The sequence below is a fragment of the Mesorhizobium australicum WSM2073 genome, from assembly GCF_000230995.2.
Lineage (GTDB): Bacteria > Pseudomonadota > Alphaproteobacteria > Rhizobiales > Rhizobiaceae > Mesorhizobium > Mesorhizobium australicum.
This window is the reverse complement of the sequence record NC_019973.1, coordinates 834,906-853,860: the sequence shown is the minus strand read 5'-3', so window position 1 is coordinate 853,860 and position 18,955 is coordinate 834,906. Positions and strand designations below refer to the sequence as shown.

The following is an 18,955-nucleotide window of genomic DNA, read 5'->3' as shown; positions in this document are numbered from 1 at the left end:
GTGTGCCATGGACGACCGGGAGATCAGAGCGGCCCGATGGATCCCGTGAGCCACAGCGACAAGCATCGTCCGCTCGCGCGAGAAGAGCTCCCGGACGATACGGCCGCGCTCGCCCGGTTTCTCCTAGGCAAGCTGGTGGTGCGCGACTTGCCCGAAGGCAGGGTCAGCGGCCGCATCGTCGAGACGGAAGCCTATGTCGTCGGTGATGCGGCCGGGCACGGCTTTCGAGGGATGACGCCGCGCAACCGGTCGCTGTTTCTCGAAGCCGGGCACGCCTATGTCTACCTCGCCTATGGCACCTCCTTCATGCTGAATGTCTCGAGCGAGACGCCAGGGGTCGGAACCGGTGTGCTGATCCGGGCGCTGGAACCGCTGGAAGGCGTCGCGATCATGCGGCTGAACCGAGGCGTCGAGCGCCTGCGCGACCTGGCGCGCGGGCCCGGAAGGCTGGCCGCGGCGTTGCGGATCGATCGTTCGCTCGACGGGACCGACCTGTGCCGGGAAGGCCCGCTTTGGCTCGCCCAGGATGAATGTGAGCCCGGCGCGATCGGACAGGGGATCAGGATCGGCATTTCGAAGGACGCCGACCGCCTGCTGCGGTTCTACGTCAAGGAAAGTCCGTTCGTCAGCGGCCCGGCATCGCTCAATCGTTGAGAGAGGGCTGCTCCGCCTCTTGTCTCCCCGCCAATTGGCCCCGCGCGTCGCGGATCGACGCGGCATAGGTCACCAGCGGCGGCTTGACGCCGTGGTTGATCAGCATGCGCCGGATCTGCGGCGAGGCGCCCGAAATGATGAAGCGCACGCCGGCGCGCCCCGCCTTGTGGGCCGCGCTTTCGATGACATTGGCCGCCGTCGAATCGAAAAGCGGCACGGCCGAACAGTCGAGCACGAAGTTGCGGCGCTGGTCGGCGATGCGGTCGAGCACGCTGCCGACGGCGGACGCGGCACCGAAGAAGAAGGCGCCCGAGATGCGGTAGACGACGGTGTCGGCGTCGCTTGCCTCGGCGGAATCATAGGTGCGGGCGCCGCCGACGCTGTCGGCGACATCGTCTTGCGCCAGGTCCGCCTCGACCGCGACGGACTTGGCCATGCGATCGATGAACAGGATCGAGCCGAGCGCGAAGCCGACGACGATGCCTTCGGTGAGGTCGCGGAAGACGACGATGAGGAAGGTCGCCATCAGCACCAGCGCATCACCGCGCGATGCCCTGAGCAGCGTGGCGAAGGCTTGTTTCTCGACCATGTTCCAGCAGACCACCGCCAGGACGCCGGCGAGGGCCGCGAGCGGGATGTAGCTGGCAAGCGGCGCCGCCACCAGCATCAGCACCAGCAGGATTCCCGAATGGACCATGCCCGAGACCGGGCCGTGCGCGCCGGCCCGCACATTGGTGGCAGTGCGGGCGATGGTGCCGGTGGCGCAGATGCCGCCGAACAAAGCGGACGCGACATTGGCGAAGCCCTGCGCCACCAACTCGCAATTCGAGCGGTGCCGCCGGCCCGTCATGCCGTCGGCGACGACGGCCGACAGCAGGGATTCGATGGCGCCGAGCAGCGCGAAGGCGATGGCGTCCGGCAAGACGTCGAGCATCCTGCCGAAACTGACGGGTGGCATGCCAGGCCATTGCAGGCTGCGCGGAATGCCGCCATAGCGCGTGCCGATCGTCTCGGCCGGCAACGCCAACAGCGCAACGACCACCGAGGCGAGCCCGATGGCGATCAACATGGCCGGCCATTTCGGCCGCCAGCGCTTCAGAACGGCGATGGTCGCGATGGTCAGCGCCGCCACGACGGTCGCCGCGAGGTTGATCGTGCCGGCTGCTTCGCCAAGCGCGATCAGCTTGGGCACGAACGGTCCGGGCTCCCTTCCCGGCAAGGTCAGCCCGAACAATTCGACGATCTGGCCGGAGAAGATGATGACGGCAATGCCGGCGGTGAAGCCGACAGTGACCGGATAGGGAATGAACTTGATGTAGGTGCCGAGCCGGAGATAGCCGATGGCAATGAGGAACACACCGGCCATCATCGTCGCCAGCAGCAGGCCGTCGAGGCCGACGCGCGCCACCGTCGCCGCCACCAGCACGATGAAGGCGCCGGCCGGGCCGCCGATCTGGAAGCGGCTGCCGCCCAAGGCCGAGATGATGAAGCCGCCGACGATGGAAGTGTAGAGGCCACGCTCCGGCGTCACGCCCGAAGCGATCGCGATCGCCATCGACAGCGGCAGCGCGACGATGGCGACAGTCAGCCCGGCGATGACATCCGCCTTGAAATGCGGCAGCCGGTAGCCCTCCCGCCAGACCGTCACCAGCTTCGGCGTGAACAGCTCGGAGAATGTCGGCTTCACCGCCTGATGCACTGCCTGACGCGATTGATCCATGGACTGCCCCTGCAAAAGCGGCGGGATCGTCGGCAGGACTGTCGGCGGTCGCCGTCGCGACTTATTCCGGCCCGGCCTTGGGTTCCGGCGGCATGGCGGCCTTGAGGCGCACGCCCCTGCCGCCGCGCTCGCTGGCCTGGTTCTCGCCGATCAGTTCCACCCCGGCTTCGTCGAGAGCCTGGATGACCTTCATCAGCGTATCGACCACGCCCCTGACCACGCCGCCGCTCGCCTCCATGCGCTGGATGGTGGGAAGCGAGACGCCGGCGCGCTCGGCGAGCGTCCTCTGGTCGATGCCGGCCAGCGCCCTTGCGGCGCGCATCTGCGCGGCAGTGATCATCGGCCGGAATCCCCGTCTGAGCCTGCTGACATAACGTATAATACCATCATTATCATGTTTCAAGCATCATTGTATCAGTTTTAGACGTAACCACCGCCACCTAATGTCCTTTTTCTAAGATACCTGCCAAGGATTTCAGGTAGGGTGGCATGCATCAGACGCAGGGGGCACGCGGGTGAACGTTTTCAAGACCATGGTGATATCGGCAGGCTTGCTGTCGACGGTTCTGATACTGACGGGCTGCGGAGGGCACCTCATCAACAGGTTGATCTGACTCAGTCAGGCTCCTCGCTCACCGCCTTGCGCCGTTGCAGAAGCCTCGCCACCAACCAGCATAGCATCGCCCAGGCGAAGCCGGCACACCAGCCCGCCAGCACATCCGAGGGCCAGTGGACGCCGAGATAGATGCGGCTGACGCCGACCAGCACTGTCGTCAGCACCGCCAGGAACAGCACGTAGACCTTGGTCGTCCGGCCCGGCAGGAAGCGCGCCGCCAGCGAACCGAGCGTGAGGTAGGTCACCGCCGACAGCATGGCATGGCCGCTTGGGAAGGAAAGCGACGTCTCGTTGACGAGATGCGAAACGAGTTCCGGGCGTGGCCGGTCGACGCCGGCTTTCAGCAGGCTCGACAGCACCTGGCCGCCCGCCACGGCAACGAACATGAGAAGCGCCGTCGCCGGGCGGCGGATCAACAGCAGATAGATGATCGTCGCCGCCGTGATCAGCACCAGAACACTGGAGCTGCCGAGGCTGGTGATGTCGCGCATCGCGCCTTCCAGCCATGGCGGACCGATCGGGATCGCCGGTTGACCGGCCTGGCGGAATGCAAGCAGGATTTCGGTATCGAAGGCGTGCGGCGTGGTGGCCCGTGCCACCTCCATCAATTCCTCGAACGCCCACAGCCCACCGGCGATGACCAGGCCGGCCAGCAGCACCGGGAATTCGACCCGATTGAGCAGAGCTTTCGCGGCGTTCTTCATCGGCACCGTTACATCCGCCCTTGCAGATAGGGCCCAAGCGTGATCAGCGCCACGGCCGCGATTGCCAGCGCGATGCCGGCCGCCTGCAACGCGTTGACGCGCTCGCCGAAGAACACCAGCGCAACGACATTGACCGAAACCAGCTGGATCACCGCCGAGAGGCTGAACGATACCGACATGCCGAACTCGCGGATAAGCCGCAGCATGATCAGATTGCCCAGCGAATAGAGCGCCAGCGTCAGCAGGATCTTGCCCAGGCTGGGCGCCAGCCCCCATTGCTTGGCGGCGGTCGCCGCCAGCAGGAAGATCACCGTCGAAAAGCCGAGCTGCAGAAGTCCCGAAAAACTCAACGTCCCGTCCCCCTCGAAGCGCCTCTTGCCTGATATCGCCGACCTTGTTTCCGAAGCGTGCCGGAACGTCAAGCGACGTCGTTCAAAGGAGGGTCTTGGCAACGGCGAGACTGAAGCTCAATGTGCCGGAATCGCCCAGCCTGTCGATAGAAGGGCGGTCAGGGGTTCATGACTCGTATTTTTCAGAACTTGGCGCGGCGCTGGAGCGAGCTTTCCCTTGCCCTGCAATTCGTCGTTGCCGGCGGTTTTGGGCTGCTGGTCGTCATGGTGATCGTCGGGACCTGGGTGACGACGCAGATCCGGGACGGCGTCACTCGCAATTCGGCCGCCACGACGGCGCTCTATGTCGACAGCGTGATTGCGCCGCTGCTGCCCGACCTGCGCAAGAGCGAGGAGCTCAGCGCATCCGTCAAGCAGGCGCTGGACGAGACGCTCGGCCAGGGCGCGCTCGGCAAACGCCTGGCATCCTTCAGGCTCTGGCGCCGCGACGGCACGATCCTCTATGCAAAGGACTCGGCTTTGACGGGTCGCCGCTTCGGCCTGAACGACAATCTGCGTTCTGCCTTCCAGGGCAGCGTCGTTGCCCAGTTCGATACGTTCGACGAGAACGAAGACAAGGAGCGGGCCGCGGGTGTGCCGTTGCTCGAGATCTACAATCCAGTGCGCGAGCCCTGGTCCGGCGAAGTGGTCGCCGTCACGGAGTTTTACGAGGTCGCCAGCGATTTCAAGGCTACCCTGGCTTCCGCCCTGCTGTCGAGCTGGCTGGTCGTGGCCGGGACCACCTTGACGGCATTCCTGCTTCTGTCGGGCATCGTCCTGCGCGGCAGCCGCATCATCGACGACCAGCGCGGGGCGCTGCGCCGCCAGGTGTCCGAGCTGCAGGGCCTGGTGACACAGAACAGCGCCTTGCGGCATCGTGTGCAGCGGGCGTCCCGCCGCGCCACCGCGCTCAACGAAAGATATCTGCGCCGGATCGGCGCCGACCTGCATGACGGCCCTGCCCAGCTCGTGGCGCTGGCCGCGCTGCGCATGGACAGTCCGGTGTTTACCGGCGACGGGCATGGCAGCGAAGGCCGCTCGACCGAAATCGCCATGATCCGCAAGACACTGGAGGATGCGATGCGCGAGATACGCGGCATCTGCACCGGCCTGGTCCTGCCGCAGATAGAAACGGCGGCGGCGGCGGACGTGCTGCGGCTGGCCGTCGAAGAACACGAGCGCCGGACGGGCACATCGGTGACGCTTACGATGCCGAGACATTTGCCGGAGCCCGGCGCTTCTGAGAAGATCAGCATCTATCGCTTCGTGCAGGAGGGGCTGAACAATGCCTACCGCCACGGACGGGGCAAGGATCAGGCGGTGCGTGCAGGCATGAAAAATGGTAGGCTTTTCGTTGAAGTATCGGACGGCGGACCGGGCTTCGATCCGGCGCGGGCCGAGGGGTTGGGCCTTGCCGGCCTCAGGGAGCGGGTTGAAAGCATTGGCGGCCAATTCGAAACACTCACAGGGCCGAAAGGCACGAAGCTGGTGATCCGTCTTTCGGTCGAGGAGCAAGCATGATCGGCGCCATCCGCATTGCCATTGTCGACGATCATCCGCTGTTCCGCGAAGGCGTGACGCGTAGCCTGTCGGAGATCGGCGGCTTCGAGATGGTCGGCGAAGGTGCGACCGCGCAGGACGCGGAGCGCATCGCCTCGACCATGCAGCCCGACATCTTGCTCATCGACATTTCAATGCCGGGCGGCGGCCTGGCCGCGGTTGCCAGCATCCTTGCCGACCATCCCGCCCAGAAGATCGTCATGCTGACCGTTTCAGAGGCGAATGCCGATGTGACCAAGGCCTTGAACGCCGGGGTGCTCGGCTATGTCCTCAAAGGCGTCGGATCGCGTGCGCTTGCCGATATCCTGCGCAACGTGGCGGCCGGCGAAAGCTATCTTTCGCCGATGCTGTCGGCCCGGCTGCTTTCCGACGTGCAGTCCTTGCAGCCCGCCAACGGCGTGGCGGACCGGCTGCGGCAACTCACCGGCCGGCAGACCGAAATCCTGCGGCTGGTGGCGGAGGGACTGAGCAACAAGGAAGTCGCCTTACGCCTGGAGCTGCAGGAGAAGACCGTCAAGCACCACATGACGGGGGTGCTGTCGAAACTCAACGTGCGAAATCGTACTGAAGCGGCCCTCATCATGCGCGAGTTTCGCGACCGCGACAGGGACCGTTCGTAGCCATCGTGGAACGCCGCGAAACGAGGTCACCTCCGCCGGGGGGCGGCGGAGGTGACGTGTGAAACTGGTCGTTGCCTGTTGACCAGCTTCACAAGGCGAAATTCATAGGGCCGAAATTCAAAGCGCCTTGAGACGGCTGGCGTCGGCCGGTGTGGCACGGCGATCGATGATCGTGCGGCCGAGCTTATCCTTCATGCTGAAACGCCCGTTCTCGATTTTTTCCGTCAAGCCATCCGGGTGCTGAACTGTAATCTTGTTCCCATCCACGTCGACCGTGTCGCCGGTCGTGGCGTTGACATGGCTTGTGCTCTGGTTGCCCTGGCCCTTACCCTTTCCGCTATTCCCGCCGCCGCTGTTACCGCTATTGCCGTTGCCGCTGTTTCCTCCATTGCCGCTGTTGCCGCCACCGCCACCGCTGTTACCGCCACCGCCATTCCCACCGCCACCGCCGTTCCCACCGCCACCGCCGTTGCCACCCTTGTCGGCATGTGCGGTCGCGGCATCGAGTCCAGGCACGAAGCCATGGAAGACGATTCCATAGGGAGCGATGGTCAGCGCCAGGACGGCCGCCGATCTGAGAGCCAGACGGCAACAACGGGCCGTGATCGATCCACGCATACTGATCTCCGTCGATTGAGCCGGCGCGCCCACCCCAACGTTGCAGTGCAACAACATCGCCGAAAGACGTGGTGACCGGAAGCGACCTCCGACCGTTGCGTTTGTCCCCCAGGACCTTTGCAGGCGCAAGCTTGGACCAAAGTCCCAGGCGAGGCGTGAAAAATCGGTCTCGTGAGCGAGCGGCAGCGGAGATACCATGTCACGAAAATGTGATCAGCCGACTGTAAGCCGGAAGCTCCAGGCAAAACCCACCAGAGGTTCCCATGACCGAACATCGCTCCCCCGACGCCCGATTCCGCACCAGCCTGCTCGAGGAAAACGAAGGCCCGGCCAACAATCCCAGCGAGAACCGCACCATGGGCGAGATCATCGCCGCGCGGTTCTCGCGCCGTGGCTTCCTCAAGGGTTCGCTTGCCGTTTCGGCGATCGCCGCCACCGTCAGCCCGCTGGCCATGATCGCCGCCGACGATGCCCGCGCCGCGGAAGGCTCAGCGTTCAAATTCGACGAGCTGGAGGCCGGTATCGACGATAAGCACCACGTCGCGCCGGGCTACGACGCCGACGTTTTGCTGCGCTGGGGCGATCCGCTGTTTGCCGATTCGCCGGAATTCGACCCGACGAAGCAGTCGGCGCAAGCCCAGGCCAAGCAGTTCGGCTACAACAACGACTATGTCGGTTACATCCCGCTCGATGGCTCGGCCGAGCATGGCTTGCTGGTGGTCAACCACGAATACACCAACCCGCATCTGATGTTCCCAGGCATCGTCAAGATTGTCGAGAAGGACGGCAAGAAGTCGGCCGAGGTGGCGCCGCTCTCGAAAGAGCAGGTCGATGTCGAGATGGCCGCCCATGGCGGCACCATCGTCGAGATCCGCAAGGATGGCGGCAAATGGCGGGTAATTCGCGACGGCAAGCTCAACCGCCGCATCACCGCCAACACCGAGATGGCGCTGTCGGGCCCGGTTGCCGGCCATGACCGCGTCAAGACCAATGCCGACCCGTCCGGCGTCAAGGTGTTCGGCACCATCAACAATTGCGCCGGCGGGGTCACGCCCTGGGGCACGTATGTGATGTCCGAGGAGAACATCCATGGCTATTTCTCCGGCGAGCTGCCGGAGGGCCACAAGGAGGCCGCCAACTACAAGCGCCTCGGCATTCCGGAAGGCGCCTATGAATGGGGCGCGCACTATGACCGCTTCAGCCTGGCCAAGGAGCCGAACGAGCCCAACCGCTTCGGCTGGATCGTCGAGGTCGATGTCAACGACCCGGCCTCGGTGCCGCGCAAGCGCACCGCCATGGGCCGCTTCAAGCATGAGGGCGCCGAATCGATCGTCGCCAAGGATGGTCGAGTGGTCTTCTATCTCGGCGACGACGAGCGCTTCGACTATGTCTACAAGTTCGTCACCAAGGGCATGTTCAACGCCGGCGACCGCGCGGCCAACAAGGATCTGCTCGACGACGGCACGCTGCATGTCGCCAAATTCGCGGAGGACGGCTCGTTCGAATGGATGCCGATCGTGTTCGGCCAAGGGCCGCTGACGGCGGAAAACGGTTTTGCCGGCCAGGCCGACGTGCTGATCGAGACACGCCGCGCCGCCGACCTGCTTGGCGCCACCAAGATGGACCGGCCCGAAGACATCCAGCCCAATGCCAGCAACGGCAAGGTCTATGTCATGCTGACCAACAATTCCAAGCGCAAGGCCGATCAGGTCGACGCCGCCAACCCGCGTGCCGAAAACGCCTTCGGCCACATCATCGAAATCGTCGAGGACGAGGGCGATTTCGCCGCCACCAAGGGCAAGTGGGAAGTGCTGCTGAAATGCGGCGACCCATCGGTGGCCGCCGTCGGCGCCACCTTCTCCACCGCGACGACGGCCCATGGCTGGTTCGGCATGCCCGACAATTGCGCGGTCGATTCGGCCGGGCGCCTGTGGGTCGCCACCGATGGCCAGGGCCCGAAGGCCACCGGCCGCACCGACGGCCTGTGGGCGGTGGACACGGAAGGATCGGCGCGGGCGACCTCGAAGCTGTTCTTCCGCGTGCCGATCGGCGCCGAAATGTGCGGCCCGCTGTTTGCGCCGGACGACCAGACCGCCTTTGTCGCCGTCCAGCATCCGGGTGACGGCGGCGAGGATTGGGAAGCGTTCGGCCGGCCCTCCTATTATGAGGACCTGTCGACCCGCTGGCCCGATTTCAGGCCCGACATGCCGGTGCGGCCGGCGGTGGTCGCCATCACCAAACAGGGTGGCGGCAAGATCGCCGTCTGAGGTCGGGCGAGACAAAAATGAGAGGGGCTCCGGCGATCCGGGGCCTCTCTTTTGTGCGATATCATATTCAAGCCTCGGGAAAGATTGGCAATTTACACGTGGCGCCCTAGATCGTGATCAGGAGATCATCGCCATGCCCAAGTCGATCTACGACCGTGGCCTGCTCAAACCTGACGAAGTGGCCACCTTGCAACGTGTCTTCGACGAGGCCTGCCGCCGACGGCAAGCGCATCCCGAATCCGTCGAGGCGCGTGAATTGGCGCTCACCTTGCTGGCCCTCTACAATGCCGGCATGGTCGACGAGGAGATGCTGACCGAGGCTGTCGGTTTCCGGCGGCTGGAGCCGAAATCGGCGTGACGCCGACGGGAAATGTTGTCCTGTGCGGTCGCTCAGCGTGAGGCGCCGGAGGGGCGGGATGAGCCGGCGATCCGCGCAGCTATCGCCTTGGCCAATATGCCGGCATTGGCAAAGCAGCCGCGGATGCTCGGCCGCATGCCGGTGAACCACAGGCCGGGCAGTTTCGGATCGGCCTGGCCGCCGTTGAAGAGCGGAACGCCCTTCTCGTCGAGCACGCCGAGATTGCCGACCATCCGCTCCAGCCCGGTGCGGTAGCCCGTCGCGGCAATGACGATGTCGGGAGCGATCAGGCTGCCATTAGCCAGGATGACGCCGTCGCGGGTGAACTCCCGTACCCCGGGCACCACCACGATCCTGCCCGATTTGATGGCATCGACGGCGCCATCGTCGGCGGCGATCGCGGTATAGTCCGAGGTCAGGCGGCTGGCGCCGCCCGCAGGCGCGGGCGGCACGCCGAATTTGGTGAGATCGCCGAACACCAGGCGCTGCGTCACCGCCATCACCGCATCGGCGACGCGCAGCGGCAGGCGCGCCATGAGCGGCGAGAGGCGGTGCACGGCGATCTTGCCGACGCGCTTGGGCAAAAGGGCGGGGCCGTTGCGGGCCGACAGCCAGACAGCGGCGGTATCGACACCGGCCAGATGATTGAGTGCGTCGAAGCCCGAATTGCCGGCGCCGACAACCAGCACCTTCTTGCCCGCATAGGCCTGGGCATCGCCAAAATCCGCCGAGTGGATGATCCGGCCCGCGAACGCCTGCATGCCCGTCCACTGCGGCGTGAAGGGTTCCCGGTCGCGGCCGGTGGCCACAACGACATGGCGCGCCAGGCGCGAGCCGGCGCTGGTGCGCACGACCCAGTGATCGCCCCTGAATGTGATGGACTCGACGGAAACGCCAAACTCCACCGGCAAACGGTTCGCCTCATGGAAATCGTTCATATGGCGGATGACGACGTCCCGGTGCGGAAAGGCGGGGGTGCCCTTGGGATAGGCAAGGCCGGGCAGTGCCGAGAGATCGCGGTGGGTGTTGAGGTGCAGCTGCTCGTGGCGCCGGCGCCAGGGCTCGGCCAGCCGGCTTTCCTTCTCCAGGATCGCCGTCGCCACGCCGGCCTTCATCAAGGCCCTCGCGACGGCCAGCCCGGCGGCGCCGGCGCCAACGACGATCGCCGGCTCGACCGTCACCGCCTGCTCCACCATCGATCTGCTTGTCGTATCAGCCATTCACTCTCGAACCCCATTCGCCCTCGCGGCAGCCCCTGAAGGCTCGCAGGCCGCTGTAACAGTTTGATCGCGCGCAGGACCCGAACGGCAACTCGATGCCGATTTTCGATGGTCCCGCGCCGAGGCGGCTTCGCGTCTGGAGCATTTCCGCCCGGCCGAAACAGCCGGTCGCGGCACCGCGTCAAAACCACGACATGGAGCGCATTACCCGCTTCCGTCCGAATACATCCAGCCCTATATGGCATATCCGCGGCATCGGCGATAATCAGGTCGCGGCAAAGTGATTGATTCGAGGTCCGGGGGCTGGCGGATCTCGTCACGGACGCGGGCATTCGAAACCGGCAACCCGATTTCGGCTACCTTGCGAAAAATCAAGACGCCATGGCGCGTCTTGCGTGTCGTCGGACACGTCGCGCCATGGACGGCACGCGGAATCTCGACCATGCCCTCCTTGCGGATCTATTTCGACAACCTCCTCGAGGGGGCCTCGCCCAAGGTCGAGCGCCGGGCGCTGACGCATGTCGAACGGCTGGCGCTGGTGCGCCGTCATGGCGACTTCTCGCTCGCTTATTCCACCGCCGTGCAAAGCAAGCTTTCCTATTTTGGCGATGCCGACGGTTACATCGCCTTCGGCACCAAGATGAGGCATCATTTCGCGCTCGGCGATCCGGTGGCGGCGCCGGATCGGCGGCCCGACTACATCAGACGCTTCGTCGAGAGCGCTGGCGGCCCGTGGTTCGTGCAGATCGGCGAACAGACCGCCCAGGTCCTTGCCGGCCTTGGCTACAAGATCAACCGGCTGGGCATCGACACGCGCCTCGCTCTGCCCGACCATGATTTTTCCGGCAAGCGCAACGAAACGGTGCGTTATTCCGAGCGCTGGCTGCTGAAGAAGGGCTTTTCGTTCGAGGAGGACAAACGCACGATCCACCTCGACGAGATCTCCCGGCTGTCTCAAAACTGGCGCGGCGACCGTATCGTCAAGCGATGGGAGATGGGTTTCCTCAACCGACCGTTTTACGATCAGCTCGGCACCGATATGCGCCGTTTCGTGCTGCACGGCCCCGATGGCGACCTCGTCGCCTTGCTCGATTTCGATCCGATGTTCGCCGACGGCAAGGTGATCGGCTACACCACGGCCTTCAAGCGCAAGCACATCGATGCCTCGCCGCATGCCGAGATCGGCCTGACCAAATTCGCCGTCGACCGCTTTCGCGAGGAAGGCATTTCGGTGGTGACGCTCGGCCTGTCGCCGCTGCTCGATGTCGGCCCGAGCGGATTTGCCGAAAGCGAGTTCTGGCGCAACGCCTTCCAGCGCGCCTACGACTCGCCCTGGGTCAACCGCCGCAGGTTCAACCTGCAGGGACAGGCGGCATTCAAGCGCCGCTTCCACGGCGCCGAGGAACCGGTCTACATCGCCTTTCGCGAGGGGACCTACATCGAGATGCTGGGGTTGCTGCGGCTGGTCAAGGCCATTTGAGGCCTCTCTCACGACTTTAGGGCCGCGTCAGTTCCTCAGCCGGTAGCCGGTCCGGAAGATCCAGGCGACGATCGCGATGCAGACGGCCAGGAACACCAGCGTCATGCCGAGGCTGACGACGACCGAGACATCGGCCTTGCCGTAGAAACTCCAGCGGAAGCCGCTGATCAGGTAGACCACCGGGTTGAACAGCGTGATCGTCTTCCAGATGCCGGGCAGCATGTGGATCGAATAGAAGCTGCCGCCGAGGAAGGTCAGCGGGGTGATGATCAGCAGCGGCACCAGCTGCAGCTGCTCGAAGCTTTTCGCCCAGATGCCGATGATGAAGCCGAACAGGCTGAAGGTCACCGCCGTCAGGATCAGGAAGGCGAGCATCCAGAACGGATGTTCGATGTGCAGCGGCACGAACAGCGAGGCCGTGGCCAGGATGATCAGGCCGAGGATGATCGACTTGGTCGCGGCGCCGCCGACATAGGCGATGACGATCTCCAGGTAGGAGACCGGCGCCGACAAAAGCTCGTAGATCGAGCCGACGAATTTCGGGAAATAGATGGCAAAAGAGGCGTTGGAGATCGACTGCGTCAACAGCGACAGCATGATCAGTCCCGGCACGATGAAGGCGCCGTAGGCGATGCCGTCGATTTCGGTTATGCGCGAGCCGATGGCCGAGCCGAAGACGACGAAATAGAGCGACGTCGAGATGACTGGCGAGATGATGCTCTGCAGCACGGTGCGGAACGCACGCGCCATCTCGACCCGGTAGATCGCCCAGACCGCGCGAAAATTAGGGGCCGCACGCAGGTTCATGGCTCTTGCCTCAGGAGATTGACGAAGATCTCTTCGAGCGAGCTGTTCTTGGTATCGAGATCGCGGAACTGGATGCCGGCCGCCTCGAGATCCCTGATCAGCGAGGCGACGCCCGGCCGGTCGCTCTGGTTGTCGTATGTGTAGGTGAGTTGCGTGCCATCCGGCGACAGTTCGAGCGCATAGCGCGAGAGCCCGTCGGGCACGCTGCCGAGCGGCGCGCGCAGCTCCAGCCTCATCTCCTTGCGGCCGAGTTTGCGCATCAGTTCGGCCTTGCCCTCGACCAGGATGATCTCGCCGCGGTTGATGACGCCGACGCGGTCGGCCATGGCCTCGGCTTCCTCGATATAGTGCGTGGTAAGGATGATGGTGACGCCGTCCTCGCGCAGCCGCCGGACCATCGCCCACATGTCCTGGCGCAGTTCGACGTCGACGCCGGCGGTCGGCTCGTCGAGGAACAGGATGCGTGGCTCGTGCGACAGCGCCTTGGCGATCATCAGCCGCCGCTTCATGCCCCCCGACAGCGTGATCGCCTTGGCGTCCTTCTTGTCCCACAGCGACAGGTCGCGCAGCACCTTCTCGACGAAGGCCGGATTGGCCGGCTTGCCGAACAGGCCGCGGCTGTAATTGACGGTCGCCCAGACGCTCTCGAACGCGTCGATGGTGAGTTCCTGCGGCACCAGCCCGATCAGGCTGCGTGCGGCGCGATAGTCCTTGTTGATGTCATGGCCATCGACGGTCACGGTCCCCGACGAGCGGTTGACGATGCCGCAGACGATCGAGATCAGCGTCGTCTTGCCGGCGCCATTGGGGCCGAGCAGCGCGAAGATCTCGCCGCGCTGGATATCAAGGCTGACTTCCTTGAGCGCGGTGAAGCCGGTGGCGTAGGTCTTGGAGACCCCGGAAATGGACAATATGGAGGGCATGGTTGAAAACGGCTGCCTGAAAGAGGTGACTTGATATAGGCCTGTTGTCGCCCAGTGCAACCGCAAGTCAATGCCCTGCTGCCAGTTCTGGGCATCGAAGCGCGGAGCTGGCTGGGAATGCGCCGCGACCATCCGGTAAAATTGTCCTGTGGCGTTCAGCCTCGCGGCAGGAGGCCGCTTTGACCTGACCCCGCTTCGGGCCTATCCTTCGCGAGTATTTACAGCCGGAGCCCGCCATGGACCCGCTCATACTGTCGCGCATGCAGTTCGGCGCGAATATTTCGTTTCATATCCTGTTTCCGACAATCACCATTGCCCTTGGCTGGGTGCTGCTGTTCTTCAAGCTGCGCTACAACGCGACCAATGATTCCGCCTGGATGCGCGCCTATTTCACCTGGGTGAAGGTGTTCGCGCTGTCGTTTGCCATGGGCGTGGTTTCGGGCGTCACCATGAGCTTCCAGTTCGGCACCAACTGGCCGGGCTACATGCAGCATGTCGGCAACATCGCCGGACCGCTGCTCGCCTACGAGATCCTCACCGCTTTCTTCCTCGAGGCGGCCTTTCTCGGCATCATGCTGTTCGGCTTCCGCCGCGTCTCCAACCGCATCCACACGCTGGCGACGGTGCTGGTCGCCGGCGGCACGACGCTGTCGGCGTTCTGGATCATCGCCCTCAATTCCTGGATGCAGACGCCGGCCGGCTTCGAGATGCGCGACGGCGTCGCGCACGCCGTCGACTGGTGGGCCATCGTCTTCAACCCGTCCATGCCCTACCGGCTGGTGCATATGCTGCTCGCCTCGGGGCTTACGGTGTCGTTCCTGATCGCCGGTCTGTCGGCGCTGCGCTACCTCAACGGCGACCGTTCGGAATCGATGTGGAAGGCGCTGCGCACCGGCGTCTTTACCGCTGCGATCCTGATCCCGATCCAGATCCTGGCCGGCGACCAGCATGGGCTCAACACGCTGGAACACCAGCCGCAGAAGATCGCCGCCATGGAGGCCAACTGGAACACCGGTCCCAACGTGCCGCTGGTTTTGTTCGCGCTGCCCGACGAGGCGGCCAGGGAAAACAAGTTCGAGGTCGCGATTCCGGACGGGGCCAGCCTTATCCTGCGGCACTCGACCGACGGTGTCGTGCCGGGGCTGAACGACTATCCCGGCAACCATCCGCCGGTCTTTCCGCTCTTCTGGAGCTTTCGCATCATGGTCGGCACCGGGCTTTTGATGCTCGCCGTCTCCTGGTCGGCCGCCTTCTTCCTCAAGCGCCGGCACGCGCTGCCAAAGCCGCTCGCCATGCTGATGGTGCCGATGGCGTTGTCGGGCTGGCTGGCGACGCTGGCCGGCTGGTACACGACCGAGATCGGCCGCCAGCCCTGGCTGGTGACCGGCGTATTGAAGACCGCCGACGCCGTCGGGCCGGTGGCCGGCAGCCATGTGGCGCTGACGCTCGCCATCTATCTCCTGCTCTACGTGCTTTTGCTGATCGCCTATCTCGGCGTGCTGGTGCACCTGGCGCTGAAGGCGGCCAAGGACGGCGACATCTCGCCGCTGCCGGGTGTTCTCGACGCACCGCTGTCGCAGCCGGCCGCGGGGGAGTGAGCATGTTTTCATTGCAGGCCCGCGCCGCCCCTCACCTGCCTGCCGGCATCCTCTCCCCGTATAGGGACGGGGAGAGGGGCGCTGAGTCCTATGGTTTCGCCAATCGCCAACGTTGCATGGATGGCGCCGGCGTTGCGGCCAGCCCGCTTCTCCCCGTCCCTATACGGGGAGAAGTGCCCGGCAGGGCGATGAGGGGCGGCGCTAGCTTCGCAAACCGAAATCATGGCGTGAGGAGAGCAAGATGACCTACGGCTGGCCAACCCTGCTCCCCCTGATCTTCGCCGGACTGATGGGCCTTGCCATTCTGATCTACGTCATTCTCGACGGTTTCGACCTTGGCATCGGCATCCTGTTCGCCGCCGCCGAGGACACCGAGCAGGACACCATGATCGCGGCGATCGGCCCGTTCTGGGACGCCAACGAAACCTGGCTGGTGCTGGCCGTCGGCCTGCTGCTGGTCGCCTTTCCGCTGGCGCATGGCGTCATCCTGACGGCGCTCTACATTCCGGTCTTCGTCCTGCTGGTCGGCCTGATCCTGCGCGGCGTCGCCTTCGATTTCCGCGCCAAGGTGCCGGCGGGGAAGAAACATCGCTGGAACCGTATTTTCTTCCTGGGCTCGCTCATCGCCTCGCTGGCGCAAGGCTATATGCTGGGCGTCTACGTGCTCGGCCTCGATGTCGGGCCAGGCGGCATGGCGTTTGGCGTGCTGGTGGCGTTCTGCCTGGCGGCGGCCTACGCGGCGATGGGCTCCGCCTGGGTGATCTACAAGACCGAAGGCGCGCTGCAGAAGAAGGCGGTGCTCTGGCTGCGCACCGCGCTGGTGCTGACCGCGCTCGGCATGGCCGCCGTGTCGCTGGCGACGCCGTTCGCCAGCCCGCGCATCTTCGCCAAATGGTTCGTCTGGCCCGAGATGCTCTATCTGTCGCCGCTGCCGATCCTGTCGGCGCTGCTGTTTGCCTGGCTGTGGCGGCAGACCTTCCATCTGCCGAGGCCTGACGATCGCCATTCGCTGACACCGTTCCTGACGCTGGCCACCATCTTCGCGCTCGGCTTTGCCGGCCTGGCCTGGTCGTTCTATCCCTATGTGGTGCCCGATCGCCTGACCATCTGGCAGGCGGCGTCGGCGCCCGAAAGCCTGGCGATCATCCTGGCCGGCACCGTGGTGGTGCTGCCGGTCATCATCTTCTATTCGTTCTATGCCTACCGCGTGTTCGGCGGCAAGGCGACGGATCTGACGTATGATTGAGGCGCGATGACAGCGCCTTTCTCCCCGTATAATGACGGGGAGAAAGGCCAGAATGGCGCGCCTCGCAATCTCAGTTGCTCGCCGACAGCACCAGCACCGGCTTTTCGCTGTAAAGCGCCGGGAACAGCGTCTTCAAATTCGCCACCTTGGGCAGGTCGTTGTAGACGATGTAGGGATAGGTCGGGTTCAGCGTCAAAAAGTCCTGGTGGTAGGTCTCGGCCGGATAGAAGGTCTTGCCGGTCTCCAGCGTGGTGACGATCGGCTCGCCGAACACTTTGGCCTTGTCGAGCTGCGCGATGTAGCTCTGCGCGATTTTCTTCTGGGCGTCGTTTTCGGCGAAGATCGTCGAGCGGTACTGGGTGCCCGAGTCCGGACCCTGGTAGTTGAGCTGGGTCGGGTTGTGGGCGACCGAGAAATAGACCTGCAGCAGCTGGCCGTAGGTGACCTTGGACGGATCATAGGTGATCTCGACGGACTCTGCGTGGCCGGTGCGGCCGGTGCCGACCGTCTCGTAGACGGCGTCGTCCTTGGCGCCGCCGGTATAGCCCGAGACCGCCTTGCTGACGCCCTTGACGTGCTGGAACACGCCCTGCACGCCCCAGAAGCAGCCGCCGGCGAAGATCGCCTTCTCTGTGCCGGTGGCCGCTTTTTCGTCGATTGCCGGCGGCGGGATCTTCACGGCATCCTCGGCGGAGATGGCCGGCGTCAGCCAGAAGGCGGCGCCCGCGACGGCAAGGGCGAGGGCGGCGAGCGCGCCCCGGACAAAGCCTGTCGAACGTTTGTTGATAGTGGTCATGGTTGCACTCCTCATGGCTTCCATTGGGATCAGTCTATTGGATCAGCTACGGTGGCGCGATGCGTGAGTTGCGGCGGAGGCTCACATTCGCGTGCGCCCCCAGACTTTCTGTTTCGACCCCGTTGCCGAAGCAAAACCGCTTCAAGCCTTTCCCGGGGGGCTGCTCCAGCAACTGTCCCCGGCTGGACAGGGAGCCCGCCAGGGACAGAAGGCCACGCACCAATCTCAATTGGCGGTGGCATCCGTTGCCGGCTTCATCGCGTCGGTCGCCGGTTTCATCGCATCCGTGGCAGGCTTCATGGCGTCCGTAGCGGGCTTCATGGCGTTGGTCGCCATCGGGTCGGCGGGCTTCATCGCATCGGTTGCCGGCTTCATGGCGTCCGCGGCCGGCGCCATGGCGTTGGCGGCGGGCTTCATTGCATTGCTGGCATCGTCGGCGCGGGCGATGCCGCCGGCAAACAGCGCCGTGGAGCACAAAGCGAGGGCGAGCGCCGGCAGCGTCAGGCGGGAGAAAGTGGTCATGGTCGGTTCCTTGGGTTTACGGGTTGATGGCACGCCCTTTGGGCGGCCGGGCTCTTGCACCGCTGCTCATGCGGCGGTGCAAATCTCTGTTTGGCAAATCTCTGCTCGAACGCGATCTAGTTGGCGGCGGCGGCCAGGATCGGTCCGCCGCCGGGCGACTGCACCAGCACGGCGGTGCTGAGGCCGCCCGAGGCCGCCGGCAGATCGAGCGTCTTGGCGTCGCCGCTCCAGCTGCCGAGTTTTGTCAGCGCATGCACGACATTGGCATGCGGCAAGGTGCGCCCGGTGTTCTCGCCGCGCGCCACCGGCACCTCGACGACACCCTTGGTGTAGCGCACCAGCCAGACATCGGCATGGCCGCCCGGAGCGGCGCCGGCGCCGATCGCGACCTTGCCGCCCTCAAGCGCCAGCGACGGGCCGCCGGTCTTGGCCGTGGCCGCGATCAGATGTTCGATCTCGCCGGGTGCTGCGCCGACGACGTCGGCATGGCCGTTGACCACCACTTGCGGCGTGAACGGCCCGTCATGGCCGAGCGATGGCTCGTAGGATACCTGGCGCTGCGTGAATTCCTGCTTGCCGAACGTGTCCTTCCAGCCGAGGTAATCCCAGTAGGTGACGTTGAACGACAGCGCCAGCACGCCGGGCCGGTCCTTGACCTTGATGAGGTTGGCGTTGGCCGGCGGGCAGGACGAGCAGCCCTGGCTGGTGAACAGCTCGACCACGGTGAGCGGCTGGGCGAGGGCGTTGGCAAGCGATCCGGCGAGCGCCAGCGCGGCGAGGCCGGACAGTGCGAAAAACCTGCTTGGTAGGACTGGCGACATCGGCTTGCTCCGTGGGGCGACGCTACGATGCGCCGC

General features: G+C 64.8%; 20 protein-coding genes. 9 read left to right on the top strand and 11 right to left on the bottom strand.

Features of this window, described 5'->3' with window-relative positions; all coding sequences use genetic code 11:
* Positions 1-36: 36 nt before the first annotated feature.
* Positions 37-654: a DNA-3-methyladenine glycosylase gene (locus tag MESAU_RS03975; RefSeq protein ID WP_015314763.1), complete on the top strand. Its 618-nt coding sequence runs from the start codon at positions 37-39 to the stop codon at positions 652-654.
* Here the strand turns inward: MESAU_RS03975 and MESAU_RS03970 are convergent.
* The 4 genes from MESAU_RS03970 to MESAU_RS03955 form a co-directional block, all read right to left on the bottom strand.
* Positions 644-2,374: a SulP family inorganic anion transporter gene (locus MESAU_RS03970; protein WP_015314762.1), complete on the bottom strand. Its 1,731-nt coding sequence runs from the start codon at positions 2,372-2,374 to the stop codon at positions 644-646. The two genes, MESAU_RS03975 and MESAU_RS03970, sit on opposite strands and share 11 nt — an antisense overlap.
* Positions 2,375-2,435: 61 nt before the next feature.
* Positions 2,436-2,714, bottom strand: a complete 279-nt coding sequence (locus tag MESAU_RS03965) for a helix-turn-helix domain-containing protein (protein WP_015314761.1) — start codon at positions 2,712-2,714, stop codon at positions 2,436-2,438.
* A gap of 275 nt (positions 2,715-2,989) precedes the next feature.
* Entirely contained in the window at positions 2,990-3,694 is a 705-nt protein-coding gene (locus tag MESAU_RS03960) for a phosphatase PAP2 family protein (RefSeq protein ID WP_015314760.1), read from the bottom strand.
* A gap of 8 nt (positions 3,695-3,702) precedes the next feature.
* Complete coding sequence (locus tag MESAU_RS03955; RefSeq protein ID WP_015314759.1) at positions 3,703-4,044, bottom strand: hypothetical protein; 342 nt, start codon at positions 4,042-4,044, stop codon at positions 3,703-3,705.
* A 168-nt stretch (positions 4,045-4,212) separates the two neighbouring features.
* Here MESAU_RS03955 and MESAU_RS03950 point away from each other — a divergent pair, with 168 nt between their 5' ends.
* Positions 4,213-5,604 carry a sensor histidine kinase gene (locus MESAU_RS03950; protein WP_015314758.1) on the top strand — a complete coding sequence of 464 codons (1,392 nt, stop codon included), beginning with the start codon at positions 4,213-4,215 and terminating at the stop codon, positions 5,602-5,604.
* Positions 5,601-6,263, top strand: a complete 663-nt coding sequence (locus MESAU_RS03945; RefSeq protein WP_015314757.1) for a response regulator — start codon at positions 5,601-5,603, stop codon at positions 6,261-6,263. The genes MESAU_RS03950 and MESAU_RS03945 overlap by 4 nt, the downstream gene beginning before the upstream one ends.
* Before the next feature lie 117 nt (positions 6,264-6,380).
* On the opposite strand, the gene MESAU_RS31450 is transcribed toward MESAU_RS03945, so the two are convergent.
* The gene (locus tag MESAU_RS31450; protein WP_015314756.1) at positions 6,381-6,881 is read right to left on the bottom strand and encodes a hypothetical protein; all 501 of its coding nucleotides are present in this window, start codon (positions 6,879-6,881) and stop codon (positions 6,381-6,383) included.
* 263 nt (positions 6,882-7,144) lie between these two features.
* On the opposite strand from MESAU_RS31450, the gene MESAU_RS03935 reads away from it, so the two are divergent.
* Both MESAU_RS03935 and MESAU_RS03930 read left to right on the top strand, forming a co-directional pair.
* Complete coding sequence (locus MESAU_RS03935; RefSeq protein WP_015314755.1) at positions 7,145-9,148, top strand: PhoX family protein; 2,004 nt, start codon at positions 7,145-7,147, stop codon at positions 9,146-9,148.
* A gap of 133 nt (positions 9,149-9,281) precedes the next feature.
* Entirely contained in the window at positions 9,282-9,506 is a 225-nt protein-coding gene (locus tag MESAU_RS03930) for a hypothetical protein (protein ID WP_015314754.1), read from the top strand.
* Positions 9,507-9,538: 32 nt separating this feature from the next.
* Here the strand turns inward: MESAU_RS03930 and MESAU_RS03925 are convergent, their stop codons facing one another.
* Positions 9,539-10,726: a flavin-containing monooxygenase gene (locus MESAU_RS03925; protein ID WP_015314753.1), complete on the bottom strand. Its 1,188-nt coding sequence runs from the start codon at positions 10,724-10,726 to the stop codon at positions 9,539-9,541.
* Positions 10,727-10,821: 95 nt separating this feature from the next.
* Here MESAU_RS03925 and MESAU_RS31045 point away from each other — a divergent pair, with 95 nt between their 5' ends.
* Positions 10,822-11,010: a hypothetical protein gene (locus MESAU_RS31045; protein ID WP_140619882.1), complete on the top strand. Its 189-nt coding sequence runs from the start codon at positions 10,822-10,824 to the stop codon at positions 11,008-11,010.
* 158 nt (positions 11,011-11,168) lie between these two features.
* On the top strand, positions 11,169-12,206 hold the full coding sequence (locus tag MESAU_RS03915) for a phosphatidylglycerol lysyltransferase domain-containing protein (protein WP_015314752.1): 1,038 nt from the start codon (positions 11,169-11,171) through the stop codon (positions 12,204-12,206).
* 27 nt (positions 12,207-12,233) lie between these two features.
* On the opposite strand, the gene MESAU_RS03910 is transcribed toward MESAU_RS03915, so the two are convergent.
* Positions 12,234-13,013: an ABC transporter permease gene (locus MESAU_RS03910; protein ID WP_015314751.1), complete on the bottom strand. Its 780-nt coding sequence runs from the start codon at positions 13,011-13,013 to the stop codon at positions 12,234-12,236.
* Positions 13,010-13,936: an ABC transporter ATP-binding protein gene (locus tag MESAU_RS03905; RefSeq protein ID WP_041163616.1), complete on the bottom strand. Its 927-nt coding sequence runs from the start codon at positions 13,934-13,936 to the stop codon at positions 13,010-13,012. The genes MESAU_RS03910 and MESAU_RS03905 overlap by 4 nt, the downstream gene beginning before the upstream one ends.
* A 236-nt stretch (positions 13,937-14,172) precedes the next feature.
* Here MESAU_RS03905 and MESAU_RS03900 point away from each other — a divergent pair, with 236 nt between their 5' ends.
* Both MESAU_RS03900 and MESAU_RS03895 read left to right on the top strand, forming a co-directional pair.
* The gene (locus tag MESAU_RS03900) at positions 14,173-15,534 is read left to right on the top strand and encodes a cytochrome ubiquinol oxidase subunit I (RefSeq protein ID WP_015314749.1); all 1,362 of its coding nucleotides are present in this window, start codon (positions 14,173-14,175) and stop codon (positions 15,532-15,534) included.
* Between the two features lie 241 nt (positions 15,535-15,775).
* Positions 15,776-16,780, top strand: a complete 1,005-nt coding sequence (locus MESAU_RS03895; protein WP_015314747.1) for a cytochrome d ubiquinol oxidase subunit II — start codon at positions 15,776-15,778, stop codon at positions 16,778-16,780.
* Between the two features lie 70 nt (positions 16,781-16,850).
* On the opposite strand, the gene msrA is transcribed toward MESAU_RS03895, so the two are convergent.
* The 3 genes from msrA to MESAU_RS03880 form a co-directional block, all read right to left on the bottom strand.
* Positions 16,851-17,576: a peptide-methionine (S)-S-oxide reductase MsrA gene (gene msrA / locus MESAU_RS03890; protein WP_015314746.1), complete on the bottom strand. Its 726-nt coding sequence runs from the start codon at positions 17,574-17,576 to the stop codon at positions 16,851-16,853.
* Positions 17,577-17,801: 225 nt separating this feature from the next.
* Complete coding sequence (locus MESAU_RS03885; RefSeq protein ID WP_015314745.1) at positions 17,802-18,098, bottom strand: hypothetical protein; 297 nt, start codon at positions 18,096-18,098, stop codon at positions 17,802-17,804.
* A 116-nt stretch (positions 18,099-18,214) separates the two neighbouring features.
* Entirely contained in the window at positions 18,215-18,919 is a 705-nt protein-coding gene (locus MESAU_RS03880) for a DUF1223 domain-containing protein (RefSeq protein ID WP_015314744.1), read from the bottom strand.
* Positions 18,920-18,955 lie beyond the last annotated feature (36 nt).